The 26,676-nt window shown below is 54.4% G+C and carries 27 protein-coding genes; 4 read left to right on the plus strand and 23 right to left on the minus strand.

The features are described from left to right. Positions 1 to 570 precede the first annotated feature (570 nt). Positions 571 to 4,461: a phosphoribosylformylglycinamidine synthase gene (gene purL, locus ACMGEE_RS16045; RefSeq protein WP_436830336.1), complete on the minus strand. Its 3,891-nt coding sequence runs from the start codon at positions 4,459 to 4,461 to the stop codon at positions 571 to 573. A 268-nt stretch (positions 4,462 to 4,729) separates the two neighbouring features. On the opposite strand from purL, the gene mltF reads away from it, so the two are divergent. Further along, the gene (gene mltF, locus ACMGEE_RS16050; RefSeq protein ID WP_253459260.1) at positions 4,730 to 6,187 is read left to right on the plus strand and encodes a membrane-bound lytic murein transglycosylase MltF; all 1,458 of its coding nucleotides are present in this window, start codon (positions 4,730 to 4,732) and stop codon (positions 6,185 to 6,187) included. Positions 6,188 to 6,319: 132 nt separating this feature from the next. On the opposite strand, the gene tadA is transcribed toward mltF, so the two are convergent. The 3 genes from tadA to murQ form a co-directional block, all read right to left on the minus strand. Then, a complete protein-coding gene (gene tadA / locus ACMGEE_RS16055) occupies positions 6,320 to 6,832 on the minus strand; it encodes a tRNA adenosine(34) deaminase TadA (protein WP_301252051.1) in 513 nt (170 codons plus the stop codon). Between the two features lie 39 nt (positions 6,833 to 6,871). Next, positions 6,872 to 7,510: a phosphatidylglycerophosphatase C gene (gene yfhb / locus ACMGEE_RS16060; protein ID WP_253459257.1), complete on the minus strand. Its 639-nt coding sequence runs from the start codon at positions 7,508 to 7,510 to the stop codon at positions 6,872 to 6,874. Between the two features lie 120 nt (positions 7,511 to 7,630). Further along, positions 7,631 to 8,533: an N-acetylmuramic acid 6-phosphate etherase gene (murQ, locus tag ACMGEE_RS16065; protein ID WP_301730821.1), complete on the minus strand. Its 903-nt coding sequence runs from the start codon at positions 8,531 to 8,533 to the stop codon at positions 7,631 to 7,633. A gap of 159 nt (positions 8,534 to 8,692) precedes the next feature. Between murQ and ACMGEE_RS16070 the strand changes: the two genes are divergently transcribed. The 3 genes from ACMGEE_RS16070 (at position 8,693) to ACMGEE_RS16080 (ending at position 11,902) form a co-directional block, all read left to right on the plus strand. Then, positions 8,693 to 9,532 (plus strand): MurR/RpiR family transcriptional regulator, encoded by an 840-nt coding sequence (locus ACMGEE_RS16070; RefSeq protein WP_301252053.1) that lies wholly within the window; start codon positions 8,693 to 8,695, stop codon positions 9,530 to 9,532. Between the two features lie 325 nt (positions 9,533 to 9,857). Then, positions 9,858 to 11,141, plus strand: a complete 1,284-nt coding sequence (locus tag ACMGEE_RS16075) for an O-antigen ligase family protein (RefSeq protein ID WP_436830337.1) — start codon at positions 9,858 to 9,860, stop codon at positions 11,139 to 11,141. Next, positions 11,138 to 11,902, plus strand: a complete 765-nt coding sequence (locus ACMGEE_RS16080) for a glycosyltransferase family 25 protein (RefSeq protein ID WP_301252059.1) — start codon at positions 11,138 to 11,140, stop codon at positions 11,900 to 11,902. The genes ACMGEE_RS16075 and ACMGEE_RS16080 overlap by 4 nt, the downstream gene beginning before the upstream one ends. Before the next feature lie 286 nt (positions 11,903 to 12,188). Here ACMGEE_RS16080 and ACMGEE_RS16085 read toward each other — a convergent pair whose 3' ends face one another. The 19 genes from ACMGEE_RS16085 to ACMGEE_RS16175 all read right to left on the minus strand — a co-directional run bounded on the left by ACMGEE_RS16085 (position 12,189) and on the right by ACMGEE_RS16175 (position 26,157). Continuing rightward, positions 12,189 to 12,737 carry a tail fiber assembly protein gene (locus ACMGEE_RS16085; protein WP_301252060.1) on the minus strand — a complete coding sequence of 183 codons (549 nt, stop codon included), beginning with the start codon at positions 12,735 to 12,737 and terminating at the stop codon, positions 12,189 to 12,191. Further along, positions 12,737 to 13,708 (minus strand): phage tail fiber protein, encoded by a 972-nt coding sequence (locus ACMGEE_RS16090; protein WP_370734381.1) that lies wholly within the window; start codon positions 13,706 to 13,708, stop codon positions 12,737 to 12,739. The genes ACMGEE_RS16085 and ACMGEE_RS16090 overlap by 1 nt, the downstream gene beginning before the upstream one ends. A 2-nt stretch (positions 13,709 to 13,710) precedes the next feature. After that, positions 13,711 to 14,280: a baseplate wedge 1 family protein gene (locus ACMGEE_RS16095; RefSeq protein ID WP_301730827.1), complete on the minus strand. Its 570-nt coding sequence runs from the start codon at positions 14,278 to 14,280 to the stop codon at positions 13,711 to 13,713. Then, a complete protein-coding gene (locus ACMGEE_RS16100; RefSeq protein WP_436830338.1) occupies positions 14,277 to 15,479 on the minus strand; it encodes a baseplate J/gp47 family protein in 1,203 nt (400 codons plus the stop codon). The genes ACMGEE_RS16095 and ACMGEE_RS16100 overlap by 4 nt, the downstream gene beginning before the upstream one ends. Then, positions 15,479 to 15,832 carry a contractile injection system sheath initiator gene (locus tag ACMGEE_RS16105; RefSeq protein WP_436830339.1) on the minus strand — a complete coding sequence of 118 codons (354 nt, stop codon included), beginning with the start codon at positions 15,830 to 15,832 and terminating at the stop codon, positions 15,479 to 15,481. The genes ACMGEE_RS16100 and ACMGEE_RS16105 overlap by 1 nt, the downstream gene beginning before the upstream one ends. Next, complete coding sequence (locus ACMGEE_RS16110; protein ID WP_369895829.1) at positions 15,829 to 16,485, minus strand: Gp138 family membrane-puncturing spike protein; 657 nt, start codon at positions 16,483 to 16,485, stop codon at positions 15,829 to 15,831. The genes ACMGEE_RS16105 and ACMGEE_RS16110 overlap by 4 nt, the downstream gene beginning before the upstream one ends. Before the next feature lie 40 nt (positions 16,486 to 16,525). After that, complete coding sequence (locus ACMGEE_RS16115) at positions 16,526 to 17,635, minus strand: hypothetical protein (RefSeq protein ID WP_370734384.1); 1,110 nt, start codon at positions 17,633 to 17,635, stop codon at positions 16,526 to 16,528. Further along, positions 17,632 to 17,940: a phage baseplate plug family protein gene (locus ACMGEE_RS16120; RefSeq protein ID WP_253459228.1), complete on the minus strand. Its 309-nt coding sequence runs from the start codon at positions 17,938 to 17,940 to the stop codon at positions 17,632 to 17,634. The genes ACMGEE_RS16115 and ACMGEE_RS16120 overlap by 4 nt, the downstream gene beginning before the upstream one ends. After that, complete coding sequence (locus tag ACMGEE_RS16125; protein WP_436830340.1) at positions 17,940 to 18,506, minus strand: phage baseplate protein; 567 nt, start codon at positions 18,504 to 18,506, stop codon at positions 17,940 to 17,942. Before ACMGEE_RS16125 ends, ACMGEE_RS16120 begins: the two co-directional genes overlap by 1 nt. Then, on the minus strand, positions 18,503 to 20,149 hold the full coding sequence (locus ACMGEE_RS16130) for a phage tail tape measure protein (protein WP_436830341.1): 1,647 nt from the start codon (positions 20,147 to 20,149) through the stop codon (positions 18,503 to 18,505). The genes ACMGEE_RS16125 and ACMGEE_RS16130 overlap by 4 nt, the downstream gene beginning before the upstream one ends. Further along, positions 20,139 to 20,291 (minus strand): DUF6889 family protein, encoded by a 153-nt coding sequence (locus ACMGEE_RS16135; RefSeq protein WP_125289489.1) that lies wholly within the window; start codon positions 20,289 to 20,291, stop codon positions 20,139 to 20,141. Before ACMGEE_RS16135 ends, ACMGEE_RS16130 begins: the two co-directional genes overlap by 11 nt. Positions 20,292 to 20,326: 35 nt before the next feature. Then, positions 20,327 to 20,752: a phage tail assembly chaperone gene (locus ACMGEE_RS16140; RefSeq protein WP_125289488.1), complete on the minus strand. Its 426-nt coding sequence runs from the start codon at positions 20,750 to 20,752 to the stop codon at positions 20,327 to 20,329. A gap of 3 nt (positions 20,753 to 20,755) precedes the next feature. Next, a complete protein-coding gene (locus ACMGEE_RS16145; RefSeq protein WP_125289487.1) occupies positions 20,756 to 21,196 on the minus strand; it encodes a phage structural protein in 441 nt (146 codons plus the stop codon). A 10-nt stretch (positions 21,197 to 21,206) separates the two neighbouring features. After that, positions 21,207 to 22,358 (minus strand): DUF3383 family protein, encoded by a 1,152-nt coding sequence (locus ACMGEE_RS16150; protein ID WP_253459219.1) that lies wholly within the window; start codon positions 22,356 to 22,358, stop codon positions 21,207 to 21,209. 3 nt (positions 22,359 to 22,361) lie between these two features. After that, the gene (locus ACMGEE_RS16155) at positions 22,362 to 22,907 is read right to left on the minus strand and encodes a phage neck terminator protein (RefSeq protein WP_436830342.1); all 546 of its coding nucleotides are present in this window, start codon (positions 22,905 to 22,907) and stop codon (positions 22,362 to 22,364) included. Between the two features lie 94 nt (positions 22,908 to 23,001). Continuing rightward, on the minus strand, positions 23,002 to 23,439 hold the full coding sequence (locus ACMGEE_RS16160; RefSeq protein ID WP_436830343.1) for a lysis protein: 438 nt from the start codon (positions 23,437 to 23,439) through the stop codon (positions 23,002 to 23,004). 29 nt (positions 23,440 to 23,468) lie between these two features. Beyond that, complete coding sequence (locus tag ACMGEE_RS16165) at positions 23,469 to 25,289, minus strand: putative phage tail protein (RefSeq protein ID WP_301252076.1); 1,821 nt, start codon at positions 25,287 to 25,289, stop codon at positions 23,469 to 23,471. Positions 25,290 to 25,382: 93 nt separating this feature from the next. After that, positions 25,383 to 25,823, minus strand: a complete 441-nt coding sequence (locus tag ACMGEE_RS16170) for a lysozyme (RefSeq protein WP_369895837.1) — start codon at positions 25,821 to 25,823, stop codon at positions 25,383 to 25,385. Continuing rightward, a complete protein-coding gene (locus ACMGEE_RS16175) occupies positions 25,807 to 26,157 on the minus strand; it encodes a phage holin, lambda family (RefSeq protein WP_125289483.1) in 351 nt (116 codons plus the stop codon). The genes ACMGEE_RS16170 and ACMGEE_RS16175 overlap by 17 nt, the downstream gene beginning before the upstream one ends. Positions 26,158 to 26,676: the final 519 nt, after the last annotated feature.

Consider the following 26,676-nt stretch of genomic DNA (forward strand, 5'->3'; position numbering starts at 1 on the left):
TGCTAACGGAGTGTGCTGCGAGAGGAAAGCCTTAGTGTAAAACGAAAAACGGCAGGCTCAGGGAGCCTGCCGTCATGCGATGCGATGCCGGGATCCCGACATGCCTGAATAGGTGGTGCCTAACTCAACGTTGCGCCCTGAGTGTGATAGAGCCGGAGCTGTATCGGTCTCGCTGGACGGCAGGCACCGTATTGTGCGTCATTCGGAACGTTATGAAGCGCTTGACCGCTTGCGCAGGGCTGTCATAACCAGGTGAATGAGCCGCTGGGCCTAGTATAGCAAATTCCATGCCATGTTTGGAATTAAATTATAACGCTTTATTTTAAATAGCTTTTTAAAAACAGTACGGCGCAATGGCGTCAGAAGAGTTCGCCCGGCTGGCAGAAAGTGTCGCCGTTCGGGAACAGGATTAGGATTAACCTCAGGAACACAGCATAATCAATAAGTTAAATGTCGCCATTAAGAGACACCCGATTGACGGCCTGTCGCTATTTTGCAACGGTTGTTCACCATCGGCTCAGAAAACATAAAAAAAGGCAGCCGAAGCTGCCTTTAAGGTTGAGGCTAAACTTAACCAAGCTGCTTACGCGCGTTGCGGAAAATCCGCATCCATGGGCTGTCTTCGCCCCACTCTGCCGGATGCCAGGAGTTGCTGACCGTGCGGAAAACGCGTTCCGGGTGCGGCATCATAATGGTGACGCGGCCGCTTTCGTTGGTCACCGCCGTGATCCCGTTCGGCGAGCCGTTCGGGTTAGCCGGATACTGCTCGGTCACCTTGCCGAAGTTGTCGACAAAGCGCAGCGCCACCAGGCCTTTATGCTCCAGCGTGGCCAGATGGGCCTCGTCGCGCACTTCCACAAAGCCTTCGCCGTGCGAAACGGCAATCGGCATCTGCGATCCCGCCATGCCGGCCAGCAGCAGCGACGGGCTGGCCGCCACTTCCACCAGGCTGAAACGGGCCTCGAAGCGCTCTGACTGGTTACGCACAAAGCGCGGCCAGGCTTCGCTGCCGGGGATCAGCTCGCGCAGGTTGGACATCATCTGACAGCCGTTGCAGACGCCCAGCGCCAGCGTTTGTGGACGATGGAAGAAGGTTTCAAACTCGTCGCGCACGCGATTGTTGAACAGGATGGATTTGGCCCAGCCTTCGCCCGCGCCCAGCACGTCGCCGTAGGAGAAACCGCCGCAGGCCACCAGCGTCTGAAAATCCGCCAGATCGCGACGGCCAGCCAGCAGATCGCTCATATGCACGTCGACCGCATCAAACCCGGCGCGATGGAAAGCCGCCGCCATCTCGACGTGGGAGTTAACGCCCTGCTCGCGCAATACGGCCACTTTTGGCCGCGCGCCCGTTGCGATATAAGGCGCCGCGATGTCTTCTTCCGGCCGGAAGGTCAGCTTCACGTTCAGGCCCGGATCGAGATCGTTTTTCTTCGCTTCATGTTCCTGATCGGCGCACGCCGGATTGTCGCGCAGGCGCTGCATCTGCCAGGTGGTTTCTGCCCACCAGGTACGCAGAGTGCTGCGGCTTTCGCTGTAGACTGCCGAATTGCCGGAGGTGATCACAAAACGATCGCCAGGCAGCGCGCGGCCCAGCATGTGCACGCAGTCCGCCAGTCCCTGAGCGGCAAAAACCTGCTCTACGTATTCACGATCGGCCGCCGCAATCTGAATGACGGCGCCCAGCTCTTCGTTAAACAGCGCGGCCAGCGCATCGCTGCCCAGCGCGGCGATATCCGCCTCAACGCCGCAGTGGCCGGTAAAGGCCATTTCCGCCAGCGTCACCAGCAGGCCGCCGTCGGAGCGGTCGTGATAGGCCAGCAGCTTCTCTTCCGCCACCAGCGTCTGCATGGCCGTGAAGAAGCCCGCCAGCCGCTGCGCATCGCGCACGTCGGCAGGCTTGTCGCCCAGCTGACGATACACCTGCGACAGCGCCGTCGCGCCCAGCGCATTCACGCCCTGGCCAAGGTCGATCAGCAGCAGCGCATTGTCATGGTTGGCGGTTTGCAGCTGCGGCGTCACGGTGCGGCGCACGTCTTCCACGCGGGCAAAAGCGGTGATCACCAGCGAAAGCGGCGACGTCATTTCGCGCTGCTCGGTGCCCTGCTGCCAGCGGGTTTTCATCGACATGGAGTCTTTGCCGACCGGGATAGTGATGCCCAGCGCCGGACAAAGCTCCTCGCCTACCGCTTTAACGGCTTCATAAAGCCCGGCGTCTTCGCCTGGATGGCCTGCCGCCGCCATCCAGTTAGCGGAAAGCTTGATGCGCTTTAACGAACCGATCTGCGTGGCGGCGATATTAGTAAGCGCCTCGCCTACCGCCAGGCGGCCGGAAGCGGCAAAATCCAGCAGGGCTACCGGCGCGCGCTCGCCCAGCGCCATCGCCTCGCCGTAATAGCTGTCGAGGCTGGCGGTGGTCACGGCGCAGTTGGCGACCGGGATCTGCCACGGCCCCACCATCTGATCGCGCGCAACCATGCCGGTAACGGTACGGTCACCGATAGTGATCAGGAAAGTTTTTTCCGCCACGCTCGGTAAATGCAGCACGCGTTTAACGGCATCGGCAACGGTAATGCCTTCCCGCGCCAGCGGCTCGCCTTTGGCTTTCAGCGTGACGGCTTCACGGGTCATCTTCGGCGTTTTGCCCAGCAGCACGTCCAGCGGCATATCGATCGGCTTGTTATCGAAATGGCTGTCGCTCAGCGACAGGTGCATCTCTTCCGTGGCTTCGCCGATAACGGCGTAAGGCGCGCGCTCACGCTGGCAAAGCGCAGCGAACTGCGCCAGTTTGTCCGGCGACACGGCCAGCACGTAACGCTCCTGCGACTCGTTACACCAGACTTCCAGCGGGCTCATGCCCGGCTCATCGCTGAGGATATCGCGCAGGTTGAAGCGGCCGCCGCGTTCGCCGTCGCTGACCAGCTCCGGCATGGCGTTAGACAGACCGCCCGCGCCCACGTCGTGGATAAACAGGATCGGGTTCTCTTCGCCCAGCTGCCAGCAGCGGTCGATCACTTCCTGACAGCGGCGCTCCATCTCCGGGTTGTCGCGCTGTACCGAGGCAAAGTCGAGATCCGCATCCGACTGGCCGGAAGCCATAGAAGAGGCTGCACCGCCGCCCAGGCCGATATTCATCGCCGGGCCGCCCAGCACGATCAGCTTCGCGCCCACCGTGATTTCGCCTTTCTGCACGTGATCGGCGCGAATGTTGCCGATACCGCCGGCCAGCATAATCGGCTTATGGTAGCCACGCAGCTCGACACCGTTGTGGCTGTTAACTTCTTCTTCATAGGTACGGAAGTAGCCGGTCAGCGCCGGACGGCCGAACTCGTTGTTAAACGCCGCGCCGCCCAACGGGCCTTCAGTCATGATATCCAGTGCGGTAACGATGCGGTCAGGCTTGCCGAAATCCTCTTCCCACGGCTGTTCAAAACCGGGAATACGCAGGTTGGAGACCGAGAAGCCCACCAGGCCCGCTTTGGGCTTCGCGCCGCGTCCGGTTGCGCCTTCATCGCGGATTTCACCGCCGGAACCGGTTGCCGCACCGGGCCACGGCGAAATCGCCGTCGGGTGGTTGTGGGTTTCCACCTTCATCAGGATATGCGCCTCTTCCTGATGGAAATCGTAGCGGCTTTCCGCATCGGCATAGAAGCGGCCAACCTGCGAGCCTTCCATCACCGCCGCGTTATCTTTATAGGCGGACAGCACGTGATCCGGCGTTTTCTCAAAGGTGTTTTTGATCATTTTGAACAGCGATTTTGGCTGCTGTTCGCCGTCGATGATCCAGTCGGCGTTAAAGATTTTATGACGACAGTGCTCTGAGTTCGCCTGGGCGAACATATACAGCTCAATGTCGTTCGGGTTGCGCCCGAGTTTTTCAAAAGCCTGCTGCAGATAGTCGATTTCGTCTTCCGCCAGCGCCAGGCCCAGCCTGCGGTTGGCAAGCTCCAGCGCCGTACGGCCTTCGCCCAGCACGTCCACGCTGGTGAGCGGAGCCGGTTCATGATGCGCGAACAGCCGTTCGGCCTGCGACAGATCGCTGAGCACCACTTCCATCATGCGGTCATGCAGCAGCGCGCCCAGCTGCGTCCACTGCGCTTCGGTCAGCTGCGGCGCTTTGATGTAGAAGGCCAGCCCGCGCTCCAGGCGCGTCACCTGCGGCAGATCGCAGTTGTGGGCGATATCGGTCGCCTTGGAAGACCACGGGGAAATCGTTCCCGGACGAGGCGTCACCAGCAGCAGGCGACCTTCGTGGGTATGTTCGGCGAGAGAAGGACCATATTTCAGCAGGCGCTGTAAACGGGCTTTTTCAGCCTCGTCAAGCGGCGCGCTGACATCGGCGAAATGGACGTACTCGGCGTAAATGTCACTCACCGGCAGGTGAGCGTCCTGAAAGCGGGCCAGCAGTTTGTTAATACGAAATGCCGACAGAGCGGGCGAACCACGCAGAATTTCCATCATTAAAGATCTCTCGTCAGAGCGCCAGGCGACGCTTCTTTGGGCGCAACAGGGGAAAACGGGCGCCATTATAAAGAATCCCCATCTGTTACGAAACCGTTTGCGCAGAATTAATCGGCACAGGGAATTGCCTGAAAAGCGCACAATTCCGCACAAATCTGGTTGCGCCGCCGCAGGGAGTTGCGCAAAATGCCCCACGCTCAGGGACCATTAAAGACCACAAATACTGCCGTTACAGACAGAATCCTGAGAGAAATCGAGAGATAACCATTTGAAACGCCTGAAAATTAATTATCTGTTCATCGGGCTGGTGACGGTACTGCTCGCGCTTGCGCTGTGGCCGTCGATCCCGTGGCACAGCAGCGGGCTGGACCGAACGGAACAGATAAAAGCACGGGGAGTGTTGCGCGTCAGCACGCTCAATTCGCCCCTGACTTACTACACAGTGAATAAAGCACCGGCCGGTATGGATTACGAGTTGGCGAAACGCTTTGCCGATTATCTGGGCGTAAAGCTGCAAATCACGGTGCGTCAAAACCTCAGCGAGCTGTTTGACGACCTGGAAGAGGATAAAGCAGACGTGCTGGCGGCGGGGCTAATCTACAACAGCGATCGCCTGTCGCGCTTTCGCACCGGCCCGACCTACTATTCCGTTTCCCAGCAGCTGGTTTACCGGATGGGCAAGCCGCGTCCGCCGAATCTGGGCGCGCTGAAGGGCCGCCTGACGGTTGCGTCCGATTCCGCGTTCGCTTCGACGCTGCGCGATATCCGGCAAAATCAGTATCCCGATCTGGACTGGGCCATCTCTACCGATCAGAGCCCGAATGCCCTGCTGGAAGCGGTGGCGGACGGCAAGCTCGACTATACGGTGGGCGATTCGGTGTCGATCGCGCTGCTACAGCGGATCCATCCGCAGCTGGCGGTGGCTTTCGATATCACGGATGAAGAGCCGGTGACCTGGTATATGGCGCGCGACGAAGATGACAGCCTGTATGCGGCAATGCTGGACTACTTTAACCAGATGGCGGAAGAAGGCGCGATGGCGCGGCTGGACGAGAAGTATCTGGGCCACGTCGGCACCTTCGACTATGTCGATACCCGCACTTTTCTACGCGCCATCGACAGTATGCTGCCTGCTATCCGCCCGCTGTTTCAAAAATACGCCAGCGAGATCGACTGGCGGCTGCTGGCGGCTATTTCCTGGCAGGAGTCGCACTGGAACCCGCAGGCCACCTCGCCTACCGGCGTGCGCGGTATGATGATGCTGACCCGCAATACGGCGGACAGCGTCAACGTCAGCGACAGAACCGATCCGGAACAGAGCATTCGCGGCGGCAGCGCGTATCTGGTGAAAATGATGGAGAAGGTGCCGCCGACCATCCCGGAAGATGAGCGCATCTGGTTCGCGCTGGCGGCGTATAACATGGGCTACGCGCATATGCTGGACGCGCGCAGGCTGACCGAAAAGCAAAAAGGCAATCCGGACAGCTGGGCCGACGTCAAGCAGCGGCTGCCGATGCTGAGCCAGAAACGCTATTACAGCCAGACCACCTACGGCTACGCGCGCGGCCAGGAAGCCTACAACTATGTGGAGAACATCCGCATTTACCAGCTGAGCCTGGTGGGCTATTTACAGGATCAGGAAAGGAAGCTGGCGCAGCAGGCGGCAATGGAAGCGCAGCTGGGTAAAGGCTATCCGGCCGTGGAGCCGCAGGTGGCGATGAACTGAATGTGGGCGCGGCGAACGGCGGGGAAGTAAAAACACCCTGAGCGCGGCACGGGCGACATTTTATGCGTCTTTAAGCCAGGCCACGTTCTCTGCTCTTTTCTGTAAAAGGGCGCTGTTATCCAGCGCCCTTGTTTATTCTCCTTTCAGCAGCTCCGCGCGCAGCCTGTCGCGCAGCGCCTTTTTCTCCGCCCGACGATGGCGGAAGAAATCGCTTAGCATAGCCGCGCACTCTGCCGCCAGCACGCCCTGCTCCACGCTGACCTGATGATTCATGCCCGCATGGCCTAAGATATCCAGCAACGACCCCGCCGCGCCGGTTTTCTCATCCCGCGCGCCAAACACCAGCCGCCCCACTCTGCCGTGCACCATCGCGCCCGCACACATCACGCACGGCTCCAGCGTTACGTAGAGCGTGGTATCCAGTAGCCGGTAGTTTTCCAGCACCTTGCCGCCCTGCCGCAGCGCCATAATCTCCGCATGTGCGGTCGGATCGTGATAGCCGATAGGCCGGTTCCAGCCTTCGCCGATAACGGTATCGCCCTGCACCAGCACGGCGCCGACGGGCACTTCGCCTTCTTCCCAGGCACGGCGCGCCAGCGTTAAAGCATGGCGCATCCATTTTTCATCAATTTGGGTATCGCTCACCTGAGCCTCCAGCAAAAAATCGCGGGGCAGTATACCCGTTTACTCCAGCTGTTGCAGTTCGCCCTGCGGCGTCACCCGCCAGCGATGCTGGCAGAAGAAAAGCAGCGGGTTATCCTGCTTGCTGTCGCTGTAGCCACTGTAAAGCTGTAAAGGCGTGCCGATACGTTTTTCCAGCTGCGCCACCTTTTCATGTCCCAGGCAGCGCATTGTCAGCACTCGTCCACCGTAGCCGCGTGACATCTGGCTGGCGATCGTTTTTACCTTCGGCAGAAAAGCGGAGTCAAAATAGACCAGATCCACCAGCGACTGCGGCGAGCCGGTAATCAGCCAGACGTCAGCGTCAGCGCTGTTCAGGTAGTCGGTCAGCCGCTGCTGCACCACCGGGAAAGCGGTGACCCGTTGCCGAAACCACTGCGCAAAGGCTTTTTCGCGCACCAGCAGCTTCTTTTCGCTGTGGCCAAACGTAATCGCCCACAGCAGCAGACTCATCGGCCAGCGCGAAGCGCGCCCCTTGAGAAGCAGGCCGGCGCCGATCACGGGCAGCAAAGGCGCCACCAGCAACAGGTTGAGCGGCTGACGCCATAGCAAATAGCGCATAAAAGTGCCGAACATATCCTGCTGATGCAGCGTGCCGTCGAGATCGAAAAATACCACACGTCGTTCCTGACCAGTTATCAAACCTTTCTCCTCGGGGAAAACCCACAAACCAGACGCGTTTCGCGCCGTCATAACGCTGTTAATAATAGTGGACGCTGAGACAGCAATGTCAAAACTGCGCGCGGTGCGGGTAAATCCGCTTCAGCGCATACTCGCCTGTAATGCCGCGCGTAAGAAGCCGCCGTGTTCGGCAAGCAGCGTAGCGGCTTTTGTTGCGTCAACGCCGCTCAACACCATCAGGATAGCGGTTTTTACTTCATATGCCGTTTGCCGAAGCGCCCGTTCCGCCTCTTCCCGCTCGCAGCCCGTCGCCTGGCAAACCATCCGGCAGGCGCGATCGACCAGTTTGACGTTGGTCGCCTGCATATCCACCATCAGGTTCTGATAGACCTTGCCGATTTTCACCATCGCGCCGGTGGAGATCATATTCAGCACCAGCTTCTGCGCCGTTCCCGATTTTAGCCGCGTCGATCCGGTGAGCGCCTCTGGCCCCACGACCGGCGAAATGGCGATGGCCGCTTCATGCGCGATGGGCGAGTCCGGGTTACAGGAGATTGCTGCGGTGCGGCAGCCGGACTGGCGGGCGAAACGCAATGCACCAATGACATAAGGCGTGCGTCCGGAAGCAGCCAGGCCGACCACCATATCCTGCGGCGTCAGCTTCAGCGCCTGCAAATCGCTGACGCCCAGCTGTTCATCATCCTCGGCGCCTTCGACCGCTTTCAGCAGCGCGCCTGGCCCGCCCGCGATTACCCCTACCACCAGCCCATGCGGCACGCCGAAGGTCGGTGGACATTCGGAAGCGTCCAGCACGCCGAGCCGCCCGCTGGTACCCGCGCCCATATAGATAAGCCTGCCGCCTTCCTGTAACGAAGCGGCTGCCGCGTCTACCGCCTGCGCCACCTGCGGCAGCGTCCTGCGCACCGCTGCTGCAACGGTGGCGTCCTGATCGTTAAATTTCGTCACCATCTCCAGCGTGGAGAGACTGTCGAGGTCCATCGTGTCTGCATTACGTGTTTCTGAAATCAGTGCGCCAAGATCCATGCTATCCTCACAAATGAATTTTTAATTCTGTATTCGGCTTAATTGCTGAATATTATATTCATAACCGTTTTCCGAAGGGTCTTTTTTACTAAGCTGGCCGCCTTTTATAAGGGTAGCTGACGTGCTGAAGCGTGTTCAGACCGTTTTAAGGAGGAGCCGATGAGCTCACTATTACGTATTCGCCAACTCTATCCCACGCTGGCGCTGAACGAGCGACGCCTCGCTGACTTTTTACTGTCGCAGCCGGATAAGGCGCGGCATCTCAGTTCGCAAAAGCTGGCGGAAGAAGCGGGCGTCAGCCAGTCCAGCGTGGTGAAGTTTGCGCAGAAGCTGGGCTACAAGGGATTTCCGGCACTGAAGCTGGCGCTGAGCGAATCGCTGGCGAAAAAAGACGCTATTACCGTGCATAACCTGATCTTAAGCGACGATCCGTTAAAAGTCGTGGGCGAGAAGCTGCTGGCGGAAAAACAGTCCGCTATCCGCGCCACGCTGGATATCAACAGCGAGGAAAAGCTAACGGAAACGTTGCAGCTGTTAAAGGAAGCGAATCGCATTGTGCTGGTAGGTATCGGCGCGTCGGGGCTGGTGGCGAAAGATTTTTCGTGGAAGCTGATGAAGATTGGTATTCACGCCGTGGCCGAGCAGGATATGCATGCGCTATTGGCCAGCGTGCAGGCGTTAAATCCGGGCGATGTGCTGCTGGCAATTTCCTATACCGGCGAACGCCGCGAAATCAACCTTGCCGCTCAGGAAGCGCGGCGTGCCGGGGCCAGCGTGCTGGCCTTCACCGGCTTTACGCCGAACACGCTGCAACAGTGCGCCACGCATTGCCTTTATACGGTGGCCGAAGAGCAAACCACCAGCAGCGCGGCAATCTCTTCGACCTCCGCCCAGCTGACGCTGACCGACCTGCTGTTTATGGCGCTGGTGCAGCACGATCCCGAACGCGCTTCCAGCCATATCCGCCACAGCGAGGCGCTGGTGAAGAAGCTGGTTTGAGGCTCGCGCCAGCGGTAAAGCAAGATAGTGCTGTCTGGATAGTTCAAAGGCGCAACAATGGAATTTATCTTGTTTTTCAAACAGATAGGTAAGACCCCGCACTTAACTTTAAGCGGGCTGTTTTGATTTTTCTTTATAGATCAGTTATAAACGAAGGCTAATTTTCTCAGTTGGCAGTACTAAAATTACTCCCCTGAAGGCAGGCGCAATGATTATCCATAAAGGAAATGGCGGCAGTATCCCCAGCAAATGTTATCAGGTATTTATTCAGTTAACGTTCATTCGTAACGGTTTAACCTCCCTTGTGCCAAGGACTCTATTCTAAATGAGCGAATTACCTTCCTCCCGGAAATACACAAGAAATGAGCAAGTCACCAGGGTAATATTTTTTGGTTCTCTGGCATTACTCTTATTGATACTGCCTTTCGGATTTGTTCATGAAAAGGCCAGCAGAGTTTCATTCTATCTTTGTAGCTATCTTTGCGCCGCTGGCATTTTACTGAACTTTAAAGATATCCGCTCAACGCTTTTTAATTCCAAAATAATCCTTCCCGGCCTGCTATTGGCAATCATGTTTACAGTATGGTCACTGTTCGCATCGTATAACAAAATTCCCGGCGTGGATAACGGCCTCTTATTCACCCCGGCTAAACGCTGGTTTTTAGCTACGCTTATCGCTTTGTTTACCCTGTGGGGCGTAAAAAAAGAGCTGATCAGTAAGACGCTACTTTATAAATTAACGTGGGTTTCGTTATCTTTTGCCTTTATCCTTTCCAGCGTTTACGGCATCTGGCAGCATATAAACGGCGTCGACAGGATCGTTCTTGGTATAAACCGCGCTACGCTTACCGCCTATGCTTATAGCGCGCTGGCGTTGGCTATGATGACCATGCTTAATCAAATAAATTCGCTATCCGTCAGGTTTACCGCCATCATCCTTACCTGCCTGCTCTCTATATATATCATTCTACTGACTGAAACCCGTTCTGCCATGTTTATCCATACGCTTCTGTCAGTGGCGATTATGATTAGTGCGCTCTGGCGCGGTAAACTCATCAAACCTTTACCGGTGATAGCCATCGTTATAGCTTTTGCGGCCATCGCTACCTTTGGTAAGAGCATCATCTATTCACGCGTTGATACCACTCAGCAGGAAATAACACGATTCAGTCAGGGTGATGACCACACATCCCTGGGATCTCGTTTTACCCTGTGGCAATCGGGCCTTGTGGCTATTCAGGAAAATCCGCTGGGTCAAACCCAGGTCACCAGAAACACTATAATACGCAACTGGATCACCACAAACCATCCTGATTCATTTGCGCTGGAATATATTGATGTTCACTTGCACAATGAATTCCTACAGTACACCTCGCTATTTGGCGTTTTTGGCTTCCTTATCCTTTTATTCTTTTTTATAAAATTGATTTTTGATAATGGTACAGCAGGTATCTTTAGTAACCCTGTCTCGATTATGGCAATCTCTGCGTTGCTGTATGGCATGACAGATGTGCTGTTGACCTCTATAGAGTATATAGTACTGCTCAGCACACTGATTTTGTTGGCCAGCCTCAACAGCAATAAAAAAGTAATAGCGGATAAAAGATGAGTAATATAGCCATTTTCGTGATCAATTTGCCTGTCTCTACAGACAGGTTACAATCTATGCAGAGACAGCTGGCTGCTATAGGTAAAGAATTTTTTACTATTAAAGCTGTCGACGGTTCGAAAATAGCCGATGACGAGTTCTTCTTCTATAAAAGAGAGGTGAGCTACGCCATCACTAAAGGGGAAGTGGGCTGCGCAATGAGCCATTTGAAGGCTTATAAGCAGCTGGTGGACTCTGACTATGATCTAGCCTTAATTCTGGAAGATGATGTCACCGTTCCCGCCGATATTGGGAAACATTTGGAGAGTATCGCTAAAAATAACAGTGACAGGCATAGTACCGTCACTCTGCTTTCTGATATTAACCAATATCAGAACAAGCAGCTTTATTCTACAGATAATACGCATCATGTTCATAAAGTACTTAATGCAGCCTTCTCGCACGGCTATGTGATCAATAAACCGGCGGCAAAAAAGATGCTGGCCAACCTCTTTCCAGTCTGGTGCGTCGCAGATCAATGGACAACGTTTCAAGAGTTTGGGTTAATTGATCTTCACGGGGTAGTGCCATCATTGATAAATACCTATGAACCGTTGGAAAAAGTAACAACCATTGGGGACAGAAGCTCAGAATTGGTAAGGAAGGAGAAAAAAATAATATGGCGAAGAATAAGGAATTCACGCCCTGTAATGTTAAAGATCAAGAAAAGTTTGTGGCTGGCTTTTGTCAGGCCGTTTATTTCTATTAAGAAAAAAAATTAACTATAAAATCACACTTGGGGTAGTGAGCAGACCACTACCCTAGTGTGCCATGTACCTTTAAAAAATATATTCCCAGGATATCCTCAGAATTACAAGGCCCTTGAAATTATTTTAGAATGATATTCACTATTATAATTTAAAAACAAATGGTTATTTCTATAAATATATTTTTAACTACATCAAAAATTGTAATATAGCGCATTATATAAATACAATTTGCCACTCCAGCCGAATGCACTTAATAAAAAAATACCCAACAAATTAATTTTAAATCACATGATCGTCTTTAGCGATTTGGAGCTGTAGGCCATATAATATCTTGCGCAACGTTAACATCGATTCTACTCACCAGAACCCGAAACGCCTTCCACTTAGCGAGCATCTTTTCTTCAGCATCGGTTACAATACCAAGTGATTCAGCGTCCCGAATAATCTCAATATTCTCATTTGCCTCTCTGAGAAAGTCTGCCTTTTGAATAGTTGCTTTTTCCACATAATCTACCGGAGAAGATATAATGCTTCCATTATCAACCATCCAATTACCAAGCCTGTCAAAACCTTTGGGAAGCTCGGTGCTATTCATCTCAATAACGCTTAAATCATCAGGAACTATTGCCGAAGCATCCTGGTTAAAGTCCCTGACCACACCTTTTTTATCGTAAGCTATTTTGATCGTATCCTTTTCAAAAGAAGACAAACTGTCATACCAGTCCCGACCAGTTTCATCCTGATAAAAAACAATCGAAACATTATTTACATTGATGAAATGAAAAATATCGCTATTGTTTTCATTCTGAACGGGAAAGTATTTAATAAAATTCTTCAAGTGTAACATCAGGCAACTCCTACATTATACCAATTTCCATTGATTAAAATTTGCGGGTAACGGTAGTTTACAGCGGTATAGTTTGTTTTCTGTTGCACGCCTACCACTACCGTACCATCAGGGGCATTTGCAAACGTATTATCATTATTGTTATTAGTTGCACTGCCCCAGCCAGCAAGTCTGAATGAAGACACCCTTGAATTAAGCTGACCGCTTGCCCAATCATATAGCCACCCTCCCCATCGAGATCCATAAACATTACCATCCGATGCCAGCTGCGAGGCGCCGTTTCCGGCATAGACACTGCTCATAGACAATATGTCCTGAGCAGATGAAATCCTACCGTTTGCTGAAAAATTACGCTCTGTACGTAGATCGCCAGAGGCGTAATTAACAGCAAGCGGCCTTAAATTATTCCATCCGCCTCGGGGATCGCCATCTTTTGTTAACATCAGATAATAATTTTCACCATCAAATCGCCAAAAAACGCCCTTGTTATTAGCAATAATCCGATAATTATCTACTGAGTTCGACCAAACTTCGCCTTTTATCTCACCACCGGTAACAGGAAACGCCCCTACTTCTGCCGCGCTAAGCCCGTTTTTTAACGCCAGGCTACCCAAACCAAGATTGCCGCGCGCCTGCGCTACGTTATTTACATCCGCAAGGTTTTTGCCGGTCTGCAAATACCGGCCATCCAGCTGAGCAGTTGCATTATTTAACAAGGCTTTTAACAGTGTGGCCTGTAATGCCGCTGTGTCGCCATCGTCCAGCACATCATTACCGGATTTATCTGCCATAAAGCTGGCTACGACGGAAGCAATCGTTGAGGCCTGTCGCCAGACCTTATTCAGCTGTTCGCTTCTGGCGATGCCGGTTTGAAAGCCGTTTGCCGTAGCATCCAGCGCTTCGTAATCCGCCTGTGACAGCACGTTTGCGCTTTCGCCCGTAGCAAAAGGTTTAAAGTCATTTTTTGCCATCGTTATTCTCCATTAATTTCATAATTTACCGTGACGCCAGCGGGCTTGATCGCCAGATAGCCCTGCTTAATAATTTCTTTGGTAATGGTCGACAGGTTTTTTGCCGTCACATATACCGTTACGGTCATATCCTGATTATCGGTAAAGGTGATATTGATATCCTGCTTCGTATAGATTTCTTGCAGAATTGCGGGCAACGTGTCAGCCGTGCCGTCCCACTTATTGGCGCCGATTTTAGCGCGCAGCATCGTGCGATAATCCTCATCATCTACTTTGATAATGCCCGAATCGGGTTCATACCTGTCTTTCCAGCTGCCAAGGTCGAAGCCCAGCGAGGCCTTATCAAAGGTAAAAAAGTAATCTTCAATCGGTGCGTTAATACTTCTGGCTCGCCCGATCCACTCGCCTAAAATATCAAGCTGCGCGCCGGTAGCATTGTCTAAATCTAACGCCGTTACGATTTCGCTAAAGAGATCGATAATTTCTTTTTGCGGCCGCGTGGTTAAATCAATATGCTCGACGTATTTCGCTTTTCCGCGATGGTAGTTGGTGATCAGATCGGTATAGTTCATGCGGTCACCGATATCGTAATATTATCCGCCTCGCAGCTGGCAAATTCGTTATAGCCGATAGCGATATTGCCTGAGGAAAGCGCGGCTTCGCTTTTTCCTGCCAGCAGGGTCAGGATGTCGTAGTACTGGCTGTCCGTACTGTCCTGCCCTGTCGTCAGGTTAGCGGGCGAATAAAGACGGCTGAGCAGAACGCTGTTGCCGATCCCCAGATTATTGATATAGGCCGCCAGCGCCTTTTTAATTTTCTCCGCGATGGGGCTGGTGTAGCCCGTCAACGCTTTCAGCTCCAGCGACAGATAAACCGGCACCGGCACCGGCCGCGAAAAGCGGATCGCCTGCGGCGTGCCATAGCTGTCGGCAAGCGTTATCGTGGTATTGCCAAACGTGCCTACGCCCAGCGATTTCTTTTTGCGAATAACGTCGGCGATCGTATTTGCGTCACCACCCTGCACCACTGCCGAAATAGTATGGCCGGGCAGCCCATTCGCATCCTTATCATCGCTGTCGTTCTGGTAAAGCTTATGTCCAACGACGCCTGCGATATTTGAAATTGCGCCGTCCAGCGCGTCAAAAGTGGTCAGCGCCGTCAATGAAACGCTTTGCGCCTGGCGCAGCCGCAGTTCCGCATCCGTTTCGGCAACGCTTCCCGTGGCCGCCGCGTTCAGGTTGGTCACCGTCTGCCAGCCGCGCGTCGGCGTGTTGATTTGGTTAACGGAACCACTTACCGCCGCTATCGGCCCGGTTTCCGCGCAGGTGGCCGTCACGGTGACCAATCCCGTGGTGGCAATCGTTACGCTTGCGGGCAGGTTCCAGATAACGTTATTACTGTCCCTGACCGAGCCGTTAACAATGGTGGTGCCCGGCGTGCCGCTCAGCTGTAAATCCACCGTTGAGTTGGTCGCGGGTTTACGCACGATACCGTTGATTTTTACATTGCGCGTCAGCGCGTCGCCCACCGCGGTGGACGGCGAAAACGAGTTGTAACAGGTTATCGCCATGTTATTGGCATCGTGGATAGCCAGCGCCATAATCGCTATCATCTGGCCGTCTTTGCTGTCCGGTTCCAGATAGGCGTCGGTGCCATAAATTTGTCGGAAATAGTCGGTCAGCGCGCTGAGGATTGTCTGGTAATCAGGCGCGCCGATCCCCTGGGCCGTTATCGTTGCCGATAACCCCAGCCTGTCTGTCTTAAGAGCCATTATGCCTCGCTTGTTACTGTCGTCGTGCCGTACAGCGTTTCCACGGTTACCGTGAAAATTGCCCGGCGGGATGAAGAGTCGAACGTGGTATTGAAAGAGAGAATGGACTTAACGTCCTGGGTGGCAAGGATGCGCTGGCGCAGAACCATTTCCGCCGTCGCGCTGTGCTGCTTGCCGGTCAGCGATTGCAGCCAGGGCGTGCCTTCCGTGGTATCCAGAAACCATTGCCCATACCATAATTGCAGCCGCGTTTTAATCGCCTGTGCCACGCACGCCGGCGAGTTAACCAGGAAAGCGCTGTCCCCTTTGCCAAAGGCGTAATCGCCGTCCTGCTCTTCTCTGCGATATCTCATTGCGGCCCCCTTGTGTAGCTGCTGCCGCTCTGGATGCCGCCATGAACGTGATCGATCTGGCTGATGCCGCCAGCGGTCTGATCGCCGGTCGAGGTAATATCGCCATTGACGTGCAGATTGCCGTTAAGCGTTAGCCGCGTAGTGGTGATATTGACCTCACCGCTCTGTTTCAGCTCGATAAAGGCCTGGCCTTCATCCGTACGGATTTGCAAAGCCTCCGTGCTGATAGCGCTGATTTTTTCCTTCTGGGACTGCGGCCCGACCAGCGCGAAAGCGTCGGACAGATCGTGCTGACGCGGATCGACCGGTTCCTGCACGTCGCCGTTTTGCCACCAGAAGTCGATGCAGCGATCGCTGAAGATCACCAGGCATTCATCGCCCTTTTTAACGGGAAAGGTGATGGTACAGCCGCCGCCGCGGGGAAAAATCACGGGAACGTCGACCAGCAAAGGCAGCGCCTGAGAAACCGGCTGGCCGCTGGCATTGCGCACGCTGCCCTTAATGGCCGGCTGCACCACGCAGGTTACAGTGTCGGGATCGAAGGATTGAATAATGCCGGGTAAGGCTACGCGTAGCGTTGTGGACACCATGTCCGCTAAAGCCCGATACGCCTGAGCTTCCCCGCCAATCACTGACTGGATAGAAACGGGCATAAAAACTCCAAAAAAAAACCGCCTCAGGCGGATGGTTGAATTAGTGCGGCGCAGCGGGCGCCTTAAGGGCGGTCTGTTTATCCCGCACGATGCAGGTCAGTGTCATATACCAATTCTTATCACGGGTATCACCTTCGTAAGTGATACCTTTAACGATATAGACGCCGTCGGCCGCGATATCGGCAGGCGGCTGCGCGTTCTTTTGCTCGCCCTGGGGCGCCGCCTGCGGCTGCGCTTTGTTCCCTTTTGCCGCCGCCTCTCTTTCTTCGGCGGCCGCGCGGTTGACCGATTCCATGGCATTACGCATGCTGTTAAGCGCAGCCTGATTGATATGCACCAGACCATGCAGACGAAGCGTTGGGTCGATCAGGCATTTGATGTTGACCCCTTCCGTGGTCAGTTCGGGCGCGCCGATCATGCCGGTCTGGCTGTTCAGCACCACAATGCGTTCGAGATAGCTTTCTTCCGGCACCATTTGCAGTTTGCCGTCGACAAACTGCCAGGTCGCGCGGCACTGCGCGGCAACGTTATCCATCACCTGGCTGGCCGTCTGATAGAGTACCCGCCCTCTGGGGAAACGCGTGGGCGGCATGGTGCCGGTGGCGCCAGCGGTCACGCCGTAAGGATTAAAGCTGCGCAGGGTTAACCTGTGGATGGCGCTGGCATCGTAACCTGCGGCGACGGTAGTGTTGACCGTTGCCTCCATTGCGGCCTGATGACCATCGATAGCCTGAATTTTCAATACGCTTTCCGGACTAGCCTGCGTAGATTCTTTGGATCCGATCTTATCAATAAACGCATAGCGGATTTCGCCGCTAAAGATTTCGCCGTAATTTGGGCCTCCTGATTTAACCGGCGGGTTTTCGATCGCTTTTCCCACCATATAGTCAGGTATAACCGGCTCCTCTTCGTTCTTATCCGGCAGGACTCCCGTATAGCCCGCGATAAGGCGCAGCTTTTTATATTTGCCGCTCACGATCGCGTTGCGGGTTTCCGCACTCAGGTTATAAATTTTAATCTCCGCAGTGCTGCCCTTGCTTTGCACATGAGTAACAATTTTGAAATCGACCTTTAAATCGCCCAGGATAATCGACGCTTTACTGGCATCTTCCAGCAGCAGCTCACAGTAGCGCATCCAGTTAACGCTCATGCCGCCTCCGTGATAATGCAAAGATGCGCGGTGTAACCGAGATCGTACTGACCCGGCGCGGTATTGCCGCTGCTGTCGGAAAACAGCCACAGGCCAAAGCCCAGCTGCAGATAAGCATACTGCGCCACCAGGTCGGCGCCGGTCACCAGCGGAATGCCCGCGATAATATCCCCGCCGTCGCTGTTTTGCAGATCGAGAAACCAGCCGCTCTCCCGCCAGATAATGCGCATTTTATAATCGCTATTATTGATGGAAATATCGAACAGCTGATTATCGGGCGTCAGCGGAATTTCGGTAATAGTCATCAGCTGCTCCCCCTCGTGAGAACCACATTCGCCGGGCCGGGCCTGGCGACTTTCTTACCGTTATTCTGCACGGCAGAGGTCTTCGCGCCCTGCGCCATATTCTCCTTTTCCGCGCTGCTGAGCGTTCGCGTCTGCGTAATCATCAGCTCGGTCAGGCTTAACGAGGCGAACAGCACGTGCTCCGTAGAGGCATCCGTTGTCACGGAAATCGAGGTAATCAGCATATTGTTGTACAGCCGCTTGCCGGTCACCACGGTCAGCGGCTGCCTGCTGGTCATCAGCTCCCGCAAATTCTGGTAGCTTTCTGCCGGGCTTAACGATGCCTGGATACCGAATTGTGTTGTATCCATAAAGTCCACCAGCGAACCGCCGCCGGAAAAGCCTACCTCCATAGTCAGCTCCGCAGGCGAGAGATAAGCATGATCGGCGATGGTGGCGCCCGCTTCGACAGGATGCGTGGTGACGTTCAGTTTGTCGGTGTGGCTCTCTTTCATTACCACATTGGGAATAAGCAAACCGATTTTACGTTTGCTTTGCATTAATAGCGTGGGGAAACCTTTTATCATACCGGCATATTCCTTACGGTCTGGACGAATTGCGAGTTCACATCGAACTGGCTTTCCGCCACTCTCTGGGCCGTCAGGTGTGGCTCGCCACCCTGCACATAAATATTGGTTTCCTGCTGGATGCCCACGGTGCTGTCCGTTCGGCTCTGCGCTATTTCACTTTGCCAGGGTAAACGGCCGCCCATGCTGAAAGGCAGCGCGCCTGTCAGATTGTCATTGGCAGACCACGTCATCACGTTCGCCAGCATCCGGGCCTGCTGCGGGTTCAACGGGCTGTTTGGATCCGCCAAACCTGGCAATGAGATGTCCGACACGGCGGCCTGTGTCTCTCCGGCCATTTTTTTCACAAAGCGCCAGATGGGACTGTTGGCCAGCTTATTAGTGATATCGGTAAAGAAGTTATCGAAATAGTTCTTCACCTTATCCACGGCGGCGGTCATGCCCGCCGACCAGTTACCCGTCACAAAATCGGTAATAGCCTGTAGCCCGCCCTTCCAGTCAAGCGTGCCCGCCGTAAGCTGGCCGAATTTCTCCAGCAGCCAGTCCAGCGCCTTTTTGGCCGCGTTGATGCCTGGCGCCCACTGGTCCCAGTCAATCAGGGTTTTTCCGCCCTCCTGCCAGGTTTTATAGCTGTCGTAAAGCGTGAAAAGCAGCGCTACCAGCGCCACGACTATTCCTATGGGCGAGAGTAAAAAAGCGCTGTTCAGCGCCAGCCAGGCCGCCGTCATTACGCCAAGCGTGACGATCAGCTCCTGCGAACTGCTATCCAGCGAGTCCCACCAGCCGCTTAAATCGGCCACCGCCTGGATCAGACGCAGCATGACCCTTTCCCCCACTTCAGCAAGCAGCAGCAGCAGGCTTACCGCGCCATCAAGCACGCGCTCGACGTCAGGCGCGTTGTCGGTCAGCTTCTTCGTAAAGTTATCGAAGATCTCCCCAAGTCCGTTGTTCAGCCGGCTGCTGCTGTTGGTTTGCAGCAGTTCGACAACCTCATCAAACTTGCGCCTGGCCGTCATAAAGTGGTCGGCGCCGGAGACGGCCTGCGTCATATTGACGCCGAGAGAGTCGGAAAGCTGGTTATAGTCGCCGATAAATTTCCCCAGCCCTCTTTGCATGGCGGCCAGGATATCGGGCGCAAGTCCCAGACTATTGGCGGTCGCCAGCGCCTGCTCTTCCGGCATAGCGCCAAGCCTGCTGCTGGCCTCGCTGAAGAGTTCGCTGTCCGTTTTTTTCTGGCCGCTGGCGTCGCGCGTTGCCACGCCCAGCTTATTCAGGCGCGCTTCCGCGCCCGGCTTATTAATGAGGGTCTGGAAAGCTTTCGCTATGGCATCGTTGCTGAGGCCGGTCTGGGCCGCGCCGTATTCCAGCGCGTTGAGATCGCCCGCTGGCGTACCGGCATTCTGCGCACGGACGCCAAGCTGCTCCAGACGGCTGGCGAAGCGGTTGATGTACTCCACCAGCGCTTTACCCGCCTGCTCTACCGTCTGTTTGATCTTTTGCAGATCGAGCGCCTTTGCCGCCTGTTCGTTGTTTTGCCAGCCCGGCGCCTCAACAAACTGCCTGACTTTTTGCCAGCTGGCGGCCTCCGCCGTCAGCTGTGTATCCAGCACCATCAGAAAATTTTTTGTATTTTCAGCGTTCATTGGCCTGTTTCCATTGCTCAATGCGGTGTTGATTATCCGCTTTCAGATCCAGCCAGTCGTTCAGGCGGGCAATATCCGCCAGATCCACTGAGCCATCCTTGAGCGCGGTGTAGCTGATAAGCCCGGCATCCACCGGGCGCATCAGAAAATCTTCCCCGTCAGGAAGCGTTTCCAGTGTCAGCCCGCTGCCGGGACCTCGCTCCTGCTGACGGGGAGTTCGGGCAAAAAACTGCCCAGCGAATCCTCCACTACCCGCAGCACCAGCTTCAGCATGGTGATCAGATCGAGGTCATCGAACATCAGCACGCCCTGAGAGAAGATCGGCACCCAGCTTTTTGCCTGCTGGCGCGAGACTACTGCCAGGCAGGGATGCAAAATCGCATTGGTGTCTTCCTCGCTCATGTCGGCCAGAGAGTGCGCAATAGCGGGCAGAGCTTTTTCCAGCACCTGGAAATAGTCGCCCTGCGCCGCCGCCGATTTCACCGTGTTAATGTCGGAGAGCAGCCCGGCCAGCAGCGGCAGCAGCTTTCGCGAGACTTTAAGCTGTTGAAAAACGTCCAGCTTAGCGATACGGAACGTGGTTTCGTTGAGTGTGAATTCCATCGATTAATATTCCCCCATCACCACATCGATTTTGATGCAGTCGAAGATCCAGGCGGTGGTGCCGCCCTCTTTGGCGAATTTACGATCGGGCAGCTTCTGGAAGGCCACGCCGCGCGCGGTGATGACTTCACCCGAGGCGCTGTTGCGGATCACGATAATATTTTTCCCCCAGCTGGCAGAGCTTGCGCTCTGCGCGTTATAGGCCAGCGAAAGCTTTTTATTCACCGGCGAGGTTTCCAGCAGGTTAACCGTAATCTGGCCGGACGTGCCCGGCAGCAGGGTATTCATCCCTTCGCCGTCAATCCCCAGCTTCATGCTGTTTTTATTTTCCTTCATGGAAACGGTAATGCCCTCTTCCGAGCTGCCGGAACCGCTTCCCAAATCAAATACCGCGCCCGGGCCAATAAAAGAGGCGGTAACATCCATAAATGAATAGGCAGACATATTTTTTTCCTTAGCGAACAACGTTAATTTGGACATCGGCGTAGTGCACGGCACCGGCCAGTTTGCAGGCAACCTGCATCAGCGGCGCTTTACGCGCTTCGCGATCGGCCTGCGACTGCAGCGCCAGCGGCTGGGCATAGACGTAATAGCCTTTGGTGAGCATGTCGCCGGCAGCCAGCTGGCCAATCTCGCCGCCGTTCCAGACGCCCGGCGCGATCAGCCCGTTGGTCACGGCCTGATCCATAGATGCTTCCACATTGCCCATCAGCCGGGTAATGCCCGCTTCGGTCTGCGGAATTTTGCTGGCAGAGGTGTAGAGCAGGTTATACAGGTTGGTCTGCACGAAGTTTTGCAGCCAGTCCAGCCCGTGGCGCTCATCAAAGAAGTCGCCGTTAGCCATGACGCCCTGTTGCAGAATGGCGCTGTCGTTGGCGAAAAGGACATAGACGTTGGCCCTTTTGCTTTCCAGCGCGGCGGCCTGCCTGGCGTTCAGGGTTTCATAAGCGATGCCCGGCTCCTGCTTAAATTTCAGCGTCAGCGTGGTGTTGCTGCCGTTGAAATTAACGGTAAAGGCACGGGCGAACGCGGAAATCGCGGCAAAGCGGCTGCGGGTGGAATACTGCACAAAGGTGCGCGCATAGCCTGCCGCTTTCAGCCGGGCGGCGACGTCCGTGGTGGAAGTTGCATCCAGCACCGCTGCGCTGCCGGTGGTAACGGCAAAGACACGGCTTTGACCGGCTGATTCGATAGCCGCCGCCACGCCGAGTACATCTTCGTCGCTGATAACGTCGTCTGCGGCGGTGGCCACGGCCAGGCCGTACCAGTTAGCATATTCCAGCGCGGCGTTGACGGCTTCGACCAGCGTTTCTGTCTTACCCTCTTCGTCCGCGGCGAGCGTTTTAGCCCAGCGGCCGATATAAAGCTGCTGCGGCTGCGGCGACTGCGCAAACCAGACGGCTGCCGCCTGATATTCCGGGGAATCCAGGCCAAAGTCGGCCCCGATATCGGCGGCGGCGGTATAAAGACGCAGGCGTTCCGTCAGGGGGATCACCGTGGCGCTTCCCATAATCAGCATTGAGCCAAAGTTACGACCGGAAGCGGCAACGGGTGACATCAGGACGTCAACATTCACGATGCCGGATAAAGGCAATCCTTGAGGCATATTTTATTCTCCAAAAAATTGAACGGGTGTTTCCACCAGTGAGTAAATTCCGTAGAGACGGAATATTTTACGAACAACATTGACCGTTAATTCATAACGGCGGGTCTGAACGTTATTAACCGTTTCCAATACGGTGGTGATATCGCTGTAATCTCTCACGCCAAGCGAAAGCTGTTTTAAAGCGGCAAGGTTTTGCGTCAGCGTATTTCCGTCGCGAAAACGAGCGGCATAAAGCTGGGCGGAAGGGCCATAGAAATGCAGTCGGCATTCCATCCGTTCATCCCGCCACAGCTGGACATTGTCCTCCTGTTGGTTAGTCAACACGGGCGTACCTTCGGCGGCGATTTTCATCACCATAAAAGCGCAGCCGCTTTCGCCGGTCGGCAGCCATGCAGGCGGCGACGCGCCGTCGTCAACCGCCACCCGATCGGCAGCCAGGCCGGTAAGCCCCTGGATCCACGTGCTGAGTTGTTCTTCCAGCGCGGCGTCCCTGGCTGGTTCGTCATTAAGCGGCGTCAGCCAGCCGGCTGTTTTACTGGTATTCGTCACCAGCACACCTCCTGTTAGTTATTGCAATGAAAAGCAAATTGCAGGCAGCAGAAAAGCGGATGAAAAGATTTCATCCGTCGGGATATAACGCTTATTAAGGCTGACACTGCTGGCGAATATAATCCTGTAATCCCGCTATCTGAATGCGGGCCGTCGCTATTCTTTCTCTGAGAGTGAAATAATACCGTTGAGCGGCGTCAGTAAGTCGGGGGCCGGCTGCATCAGCCACGCCGACGGCGCGGGCCGTGGAGGCGCTGTGGCAGCTGGCGGCGAGCTGCAGCCTGCGCTGGCCAGCAGCAACATCATGCTCAAGCTGGCCAGCGTTTTCCCTGGCCTGTTGCAGTTGCGAAACATATTTTTTATCCATAGCGGCCGCGGCGTTAAGCCGTTGCTGTAGCGTATTAACCTGCTCCTGCTGCTGCCGAAGCTGATTACGGGTATCCACATAGTGGGAATGATAAAAAAGCGCGGTTTTTACTGCGGCCAACATAACAACCGACAGAAAAATAAAGATTAGCCATTTAGCGTTCATTCATTTCATCCGTCCTCTCCTTTTATTTATCAGAAATAGGCCAGCTTGCGGTTTACGCCGTTAATTTTAACGGTGATATAGCCTGCAGGCGTTGCGGTCGCCGCCGGCGCTTCCGCTACTGCCGTCGTCAGCGTCGCCAGGCTGCCGTCAAAGCCATAACCGGCAGTGCCGTTATGAAAATTCATCACCGTAGAGAGCGTGACGCGTTTAGTGGTATCCAGATCGGTGACTTCTGAGAAGTCGGCGCTGAACAGCGAGCACTCTCCCGCTTCAAAGCGCGACGGGCCGGTGGTTTTCAGATTGACCATCACGTCGCCGCACTGCGCCTTGAGCTTGATCCAGACTTCGCCGTACAGGCCTTTGCTGTCGCTGGTTCTGACAATGCAGTCAACCACGCCCGAATCCCCTTCATAATGCAGGTTGCCGCCAACGGAGCTGGCGCCGCGATAAAGGTTCAGGTAGGCCTTACCGCAGACGTTGGTCAGCAGCGGCGCATCGGCAGGCTGCGTAACGGTATCCCTTAGCGTTTTGCCGTGCATTTCCAGATGCCAGTGCTGGTTGGCATGAGGGAAAAAGAATTTGCCGACGCGGAACCATTTATCCTCATCCGTCGTGTTGCTGACGCGGTAGCCGGAATACCAGCCGGCCTTCAGGGAACCGGTCATCTCCGAACCGTAGTTTTCATCGCGACGCCAGCCGTATTCAAAGCCTGACAGCCACGGCGTACCGGATCTGCTCAGGTCGACTTTGGCGCCGGACTGAAGGCTGAGGGCGCGCATCGTGGCCCTGGTGTAGTTCAGCTTCAGCGGATTTTCAGAAGACTCGATGCTCAGCGCGTCGATAATCCACTGGCCGTTGCTCAAATCGCCGGGGAAACGCGTGTGTTCAATCCAGACGTTGCGGATCAGTCCCTGGGTGACGCGCGGCATATAAAGCGTGGCGTCGCTGTATCCTTTCTGGAAATTACAGTTCGACAGCTCGACCGCCGTCGAGTGATCCCAGACGCCAATAACAGAATCCGACCACTGGATATCAAACACTCGCGCATAGGTGGTGTTGCTGTAAATCTGATCCAGACGCGTATCCAGCGTATCGAGCAATTTGAAAGCGGCGCCGCCGATATTCTCAATGCGGCAGCAGGTAATATTGACGAACTCGCCTTCAATCACGGTATTTTCAAAAAAGGGCTGCGTGTTGCTGACCATTTCCGGCGTAATCACGCCCGTATTGGTTTCGGTGTCCGCCGTGGCCTGACCGTCCCAGAAGATGCCGCGGATAGCGGTGCGGCGCGCCTTCACTTTAAATACCGTCGCGGCGGACTGGTCGGAAACAATAATGGTGCGCGGTGACACGCCATATTCGCAGTCGTCACCGTACAGGCTGAAATAGTTGATTTCGCCTTCGCCGGTAAGATCGACCGGGTTTACCAGGAATTTCCCGGCCGGGAAGCGAATACCCACGCCGTGGATCGGATTTTTGCTGGTATCGCTAATCGGCGATGAAAAAGCCTGTCCCCATTTATACATATTGATGCAGGCGTCATGGTTGACTTTACCATTGTCCGCATCGAAATTACTGTCGCCGCGCAGACGCTTGCCGCCGAAATGATAGATATTAATATCTTCGACGTTATCAATAATACGCTTCCAGTAATAGCCGCCGCCCGTCGCTACCGCCACGGAGCCGCCATCATCCTTTGATGCTGCTATCGACGCATCAATAAATCCGACGAAACGCCCGCCGCCCTGAAAGGTGGAATCTTTATCGTAATAACGTTTCAGCATGGCGATATCGCCAGAGGCGGAAGGTTTGGTGGTGCGCAACTCTGCAAATGAATTAACTTCAATCATCTTGATTTCCTTGGGTTGTTGGTTAGTTATTTTTATGGTTATGGCATAGCGAAACGCCACGGTTTTTAGCGAAGAAAATAAAAAAGGACGTTTTTATTTTTTCAGAAAAAGAGCGGCTTCTCTTTTTCTGCGTGGCAGCAGCACGTCAGATAACTGACCGGCCCTTTTCCATAACAGCATGGCTTCTGCGGCGCCCTCATAATCGCCTTGATTTAATTTCTTTAACAGCGTCGAACTATTAAAAGCGCTGACGCCAATATTGAATACCAGACTACATAAAGCATCGTACTGATTTTGCGTCAGACTGACGCTGACTTTTTCATTAATAAAATGCTCAACATGCGAAATATCCGCAAGCAGCAGCTTATTACTTTGCTCAGGCGTAATGACCATGCCGTCCGCTATCGTTTTACTGGCAACCAGGCCCGTATGCCCGACGCCGATAGTTAATATGCCGCGGCTATCCCGATAGGCCGTAAGTTTTTCACCTTCTTCCTGCTTGATAAAGCTGATACCGTCAGGGCTGATTTCCATCTGGCTCTCCCGTTCTTTTGTTGATCCAGCGCTTTAACTTTTCGCTGATATAGTCATTACCCACGTAGCCAATATAAACGGCAAAAACCTGGGCGGCGGCCTCGGGCATATTCCAGTTCAGCAGCGCGCCAATTACCTGCAGCGTCGGCGCCGCAAAGAAAGCCAGGGCGCTGCACGACACCGCGTCAAGCACACGCTTGCTCCAGGGGGTTCGGGCACAAGCGCTGCGCAGCAGGGAAAACATGGCGGCGATGCCGGCATAGCCCCATTCTGTTTTATGGCTGTAAAGCCAGAGTCCGACACTGGCCCAAAAGCCTGGCTCCTGAGGAAACATGCTTTATATCTGGCCTCCTGTATCATTACGGCGCAGGGAAAGCTTGCTCCCTACATCGTTTTTTGAGATGTATTTTAAAGTTTTTTTGATCGTTTGATTATTTACATGCTGCCAGATTATTGCGGGCTATTCGTTACGAAAACCTTTTGCTTTTTTATTTCTGCCTGCCTGCCACTAATCCATGCTGCTACATTAAGGGGTTTATTTCGTAACGAAAACCATTTTTTTTAATATCTTTTGCAGCCGGTTGTTTATATCCATGATGCTATATTACCGCGGGAAATTCGTTACGAAAACCTTTCCTTTTTCATTTCTCCCTGCCTGTCACTAATCCATGCTGCTACATTAAGGGGTTTATTTCGTAACAAAAACCATTTTCTTTAATATCTTTTGCAGCCGGTTGTTTATATCCATGATGCTATATTACCGCGGGAAATTCGTTACGAAAACCTTTCCTTTTTCATTTCTCCCTGCCTGTCACTAATCCATGCTGCTACATTAAGGGGTTTATTTCGTAAC

Origin of the sequence: Erwinia artemisiae (genome assembly GCF_051400835.1) — a bacterium.
Classification (GTDB): domain Bacteria; phylum Pseudomonadota; class Gammaproteobacteria; order Enterobacterales; family Enterobacteriaceae; genus Erwinia; species Erwinia aeris.

Excerpts from the sequence above, each read along its gene's own strand:
- purL (WP_436830336.1), bottom strand. The coding sequence starts at position 4,461 with ATGATGGAAATTCTGCGTGGTTCGCCCGCTCTGTCGGCATTTCGTATT.
- murQ (WP_301730821.1), bottom strand. The coding sequence starts at position 8,533 with ATGGATCTTGGCGCACTGATTTCAGAAACACGTAATGCAGACACGATG.
- ACMGEE_RS16070 (WP_301252053.1), top strand. The coding sequence starts at position 8,693 with ATGAGCTCACTATTACGTATTCGCCAACTCTATCCCACGCTGGCGCTG.
- ACMGEE_RS16075 (WP_436830337.1), top strand. The coding sequence starts at position 9,858 with ATGAGCGAATTACCTTCCTCCCGGAAATACACAAGAAATGAGCAAGTC.
- ACMGEE_RS16080 (WP_301252059.1), top strand. The coding sequence starts at position 11,138 with ATGAGTAATATAGCCATTTTCGTGATCAATTTGCCTGTCTCTACAGAC.
- ACMGEE_RS16085 (WP_301252060.1), bottom strand. The coding sequence starts at position 12,737 with ATGTTACACTTGAAGAATTTTATTAAATACTTTCCCGTTCAGAATGAA.
- ACMGEE_RS16090 (WP_370734381.1), bottom strand. The coding sequence starts at position 13,708 with ATGGCAAAAAATGACTTTAAACCTTTTGCTACGGGCGAAAGCGCAAAC.
- ACMGEE_RS16095 (WP_301730827.1), bottom strand. The coding sequence starts at position 14,280 with ATGAACTATACCGATCTGATCACCAACTACCATCGCGGAAAAGCGAAA.
- ACMGEE_RS16100 (WP_436830338.1), bottom strand. The coding sequence starts at position 15,479 with ATGGCTCTTAAGACAGACAGGCTGGGGTTATCGGCAACGATAACGGCC.
- ACMGEE_RS16105 (WP_436830339.1), bottom strand. The coding sequence starts at position 15,832 with ATGAGATATCGCAGAGAAGAGCAGGACGGCGATTACGCCTTTGGCAAA.
- ACMGEE_RS16110 (WP_369895829.1), bottom strand. The coding sequence starts at position 16,485 with ATGCCCGTTTCTATCCAGTCAGTGATTGGCGGGGAAGCTCAGGCGTAT.
- ACMGEE_RS16115 (WP_370734384.1), bottom strand. The coding sequence starts at position 17,635 with ATGAGCGTTAACTGGATGCGCTACTGTGAGCTGCTGCTGGAAGATGCC.
- ACMGEE_RS16120 (WP_253459228.1), bottom strand. The coding sequence starts at position 17,940 with ATGACTATTACCGAAATTCCGCTGACGCCCGATAATCAGCTGTTCGAT.
- ACMGEE_RS16125 (WP_436830340.1), bottom strand. The coding sequence starts at position 18,506 with ATGATAAAAGGTTTCCCCACGCTATTAATGCAAAGCAAACGTAAAATC.
- ACMGEE_RS16130 (WP_436830341.1), bottom strand. The coding sequence starts at position 20,149 with ATGAACGCTGAAAATACAAAAAATTTTCTGATGGTGCTGGATACACAG.
- ACMGEE_RS16135 (WP_125289489.1), bottom strand. The coding sequence starts at position 20,291 with ATGCGCCCGGTGGATGCCGGGCTTATCAGCTACACCGCGCTCAAGGAT.
- ACMGEE_RS16140 (WP_125289488.1), bottom strand. The coding sequence starts at position 20,752 with ATGGAATTCACACTCAACGAAACCACGTTCCGTATCGCTAAGCTGGAC.
- ACMGEE_RS16145 (WP_125289487.1), bottom strand. The coding sequence starts at position 21,196 with ATGTCTGCCTATTCATTTATGGATGTTACCGCCTCTTTTATTGGCCCG.
- ACMGEE_RS16150 (WP_253459219.1), bottom strand. The coding sequence starts at position 22,358 with ATGCCTCAAGGATTGCCTTTATCCGGCATCGTGAATGTTGACGTCCTG.
- ACMGEE_RS16160 (WP_436830343.1), bottom strand. The coding sequence starts at position 23,439 with ATGAACGCTAAATGGCTAATCTTTATTTTTCTGTCGGTTGTTATGTTG.
- ACMGEE_RS16165 (WP_301252076.1), bottom strand. The coding sequence starts at position 25,289 with ATGATTGAAGTTAATTCATTTGCAGAGTTGCGCACCACCAAACCTTCC.
- ACMGEE_RS16170 (WP_369895837.1), bottom strand. The coding sequence starts at position 25,823 with ATGGAAATCAGCCCTGACGGTATCAGCTTTATCAAGCAGGAAGAAGGT.
- ACMGEE_RS16175 (WP_125289483.1), bottom strand. The coding sequence starts at position 26,157 with ATGTTTCCTCAGGAGCCAGGCTTTTGGGCCAGTGTCGGACTCTGGCTT.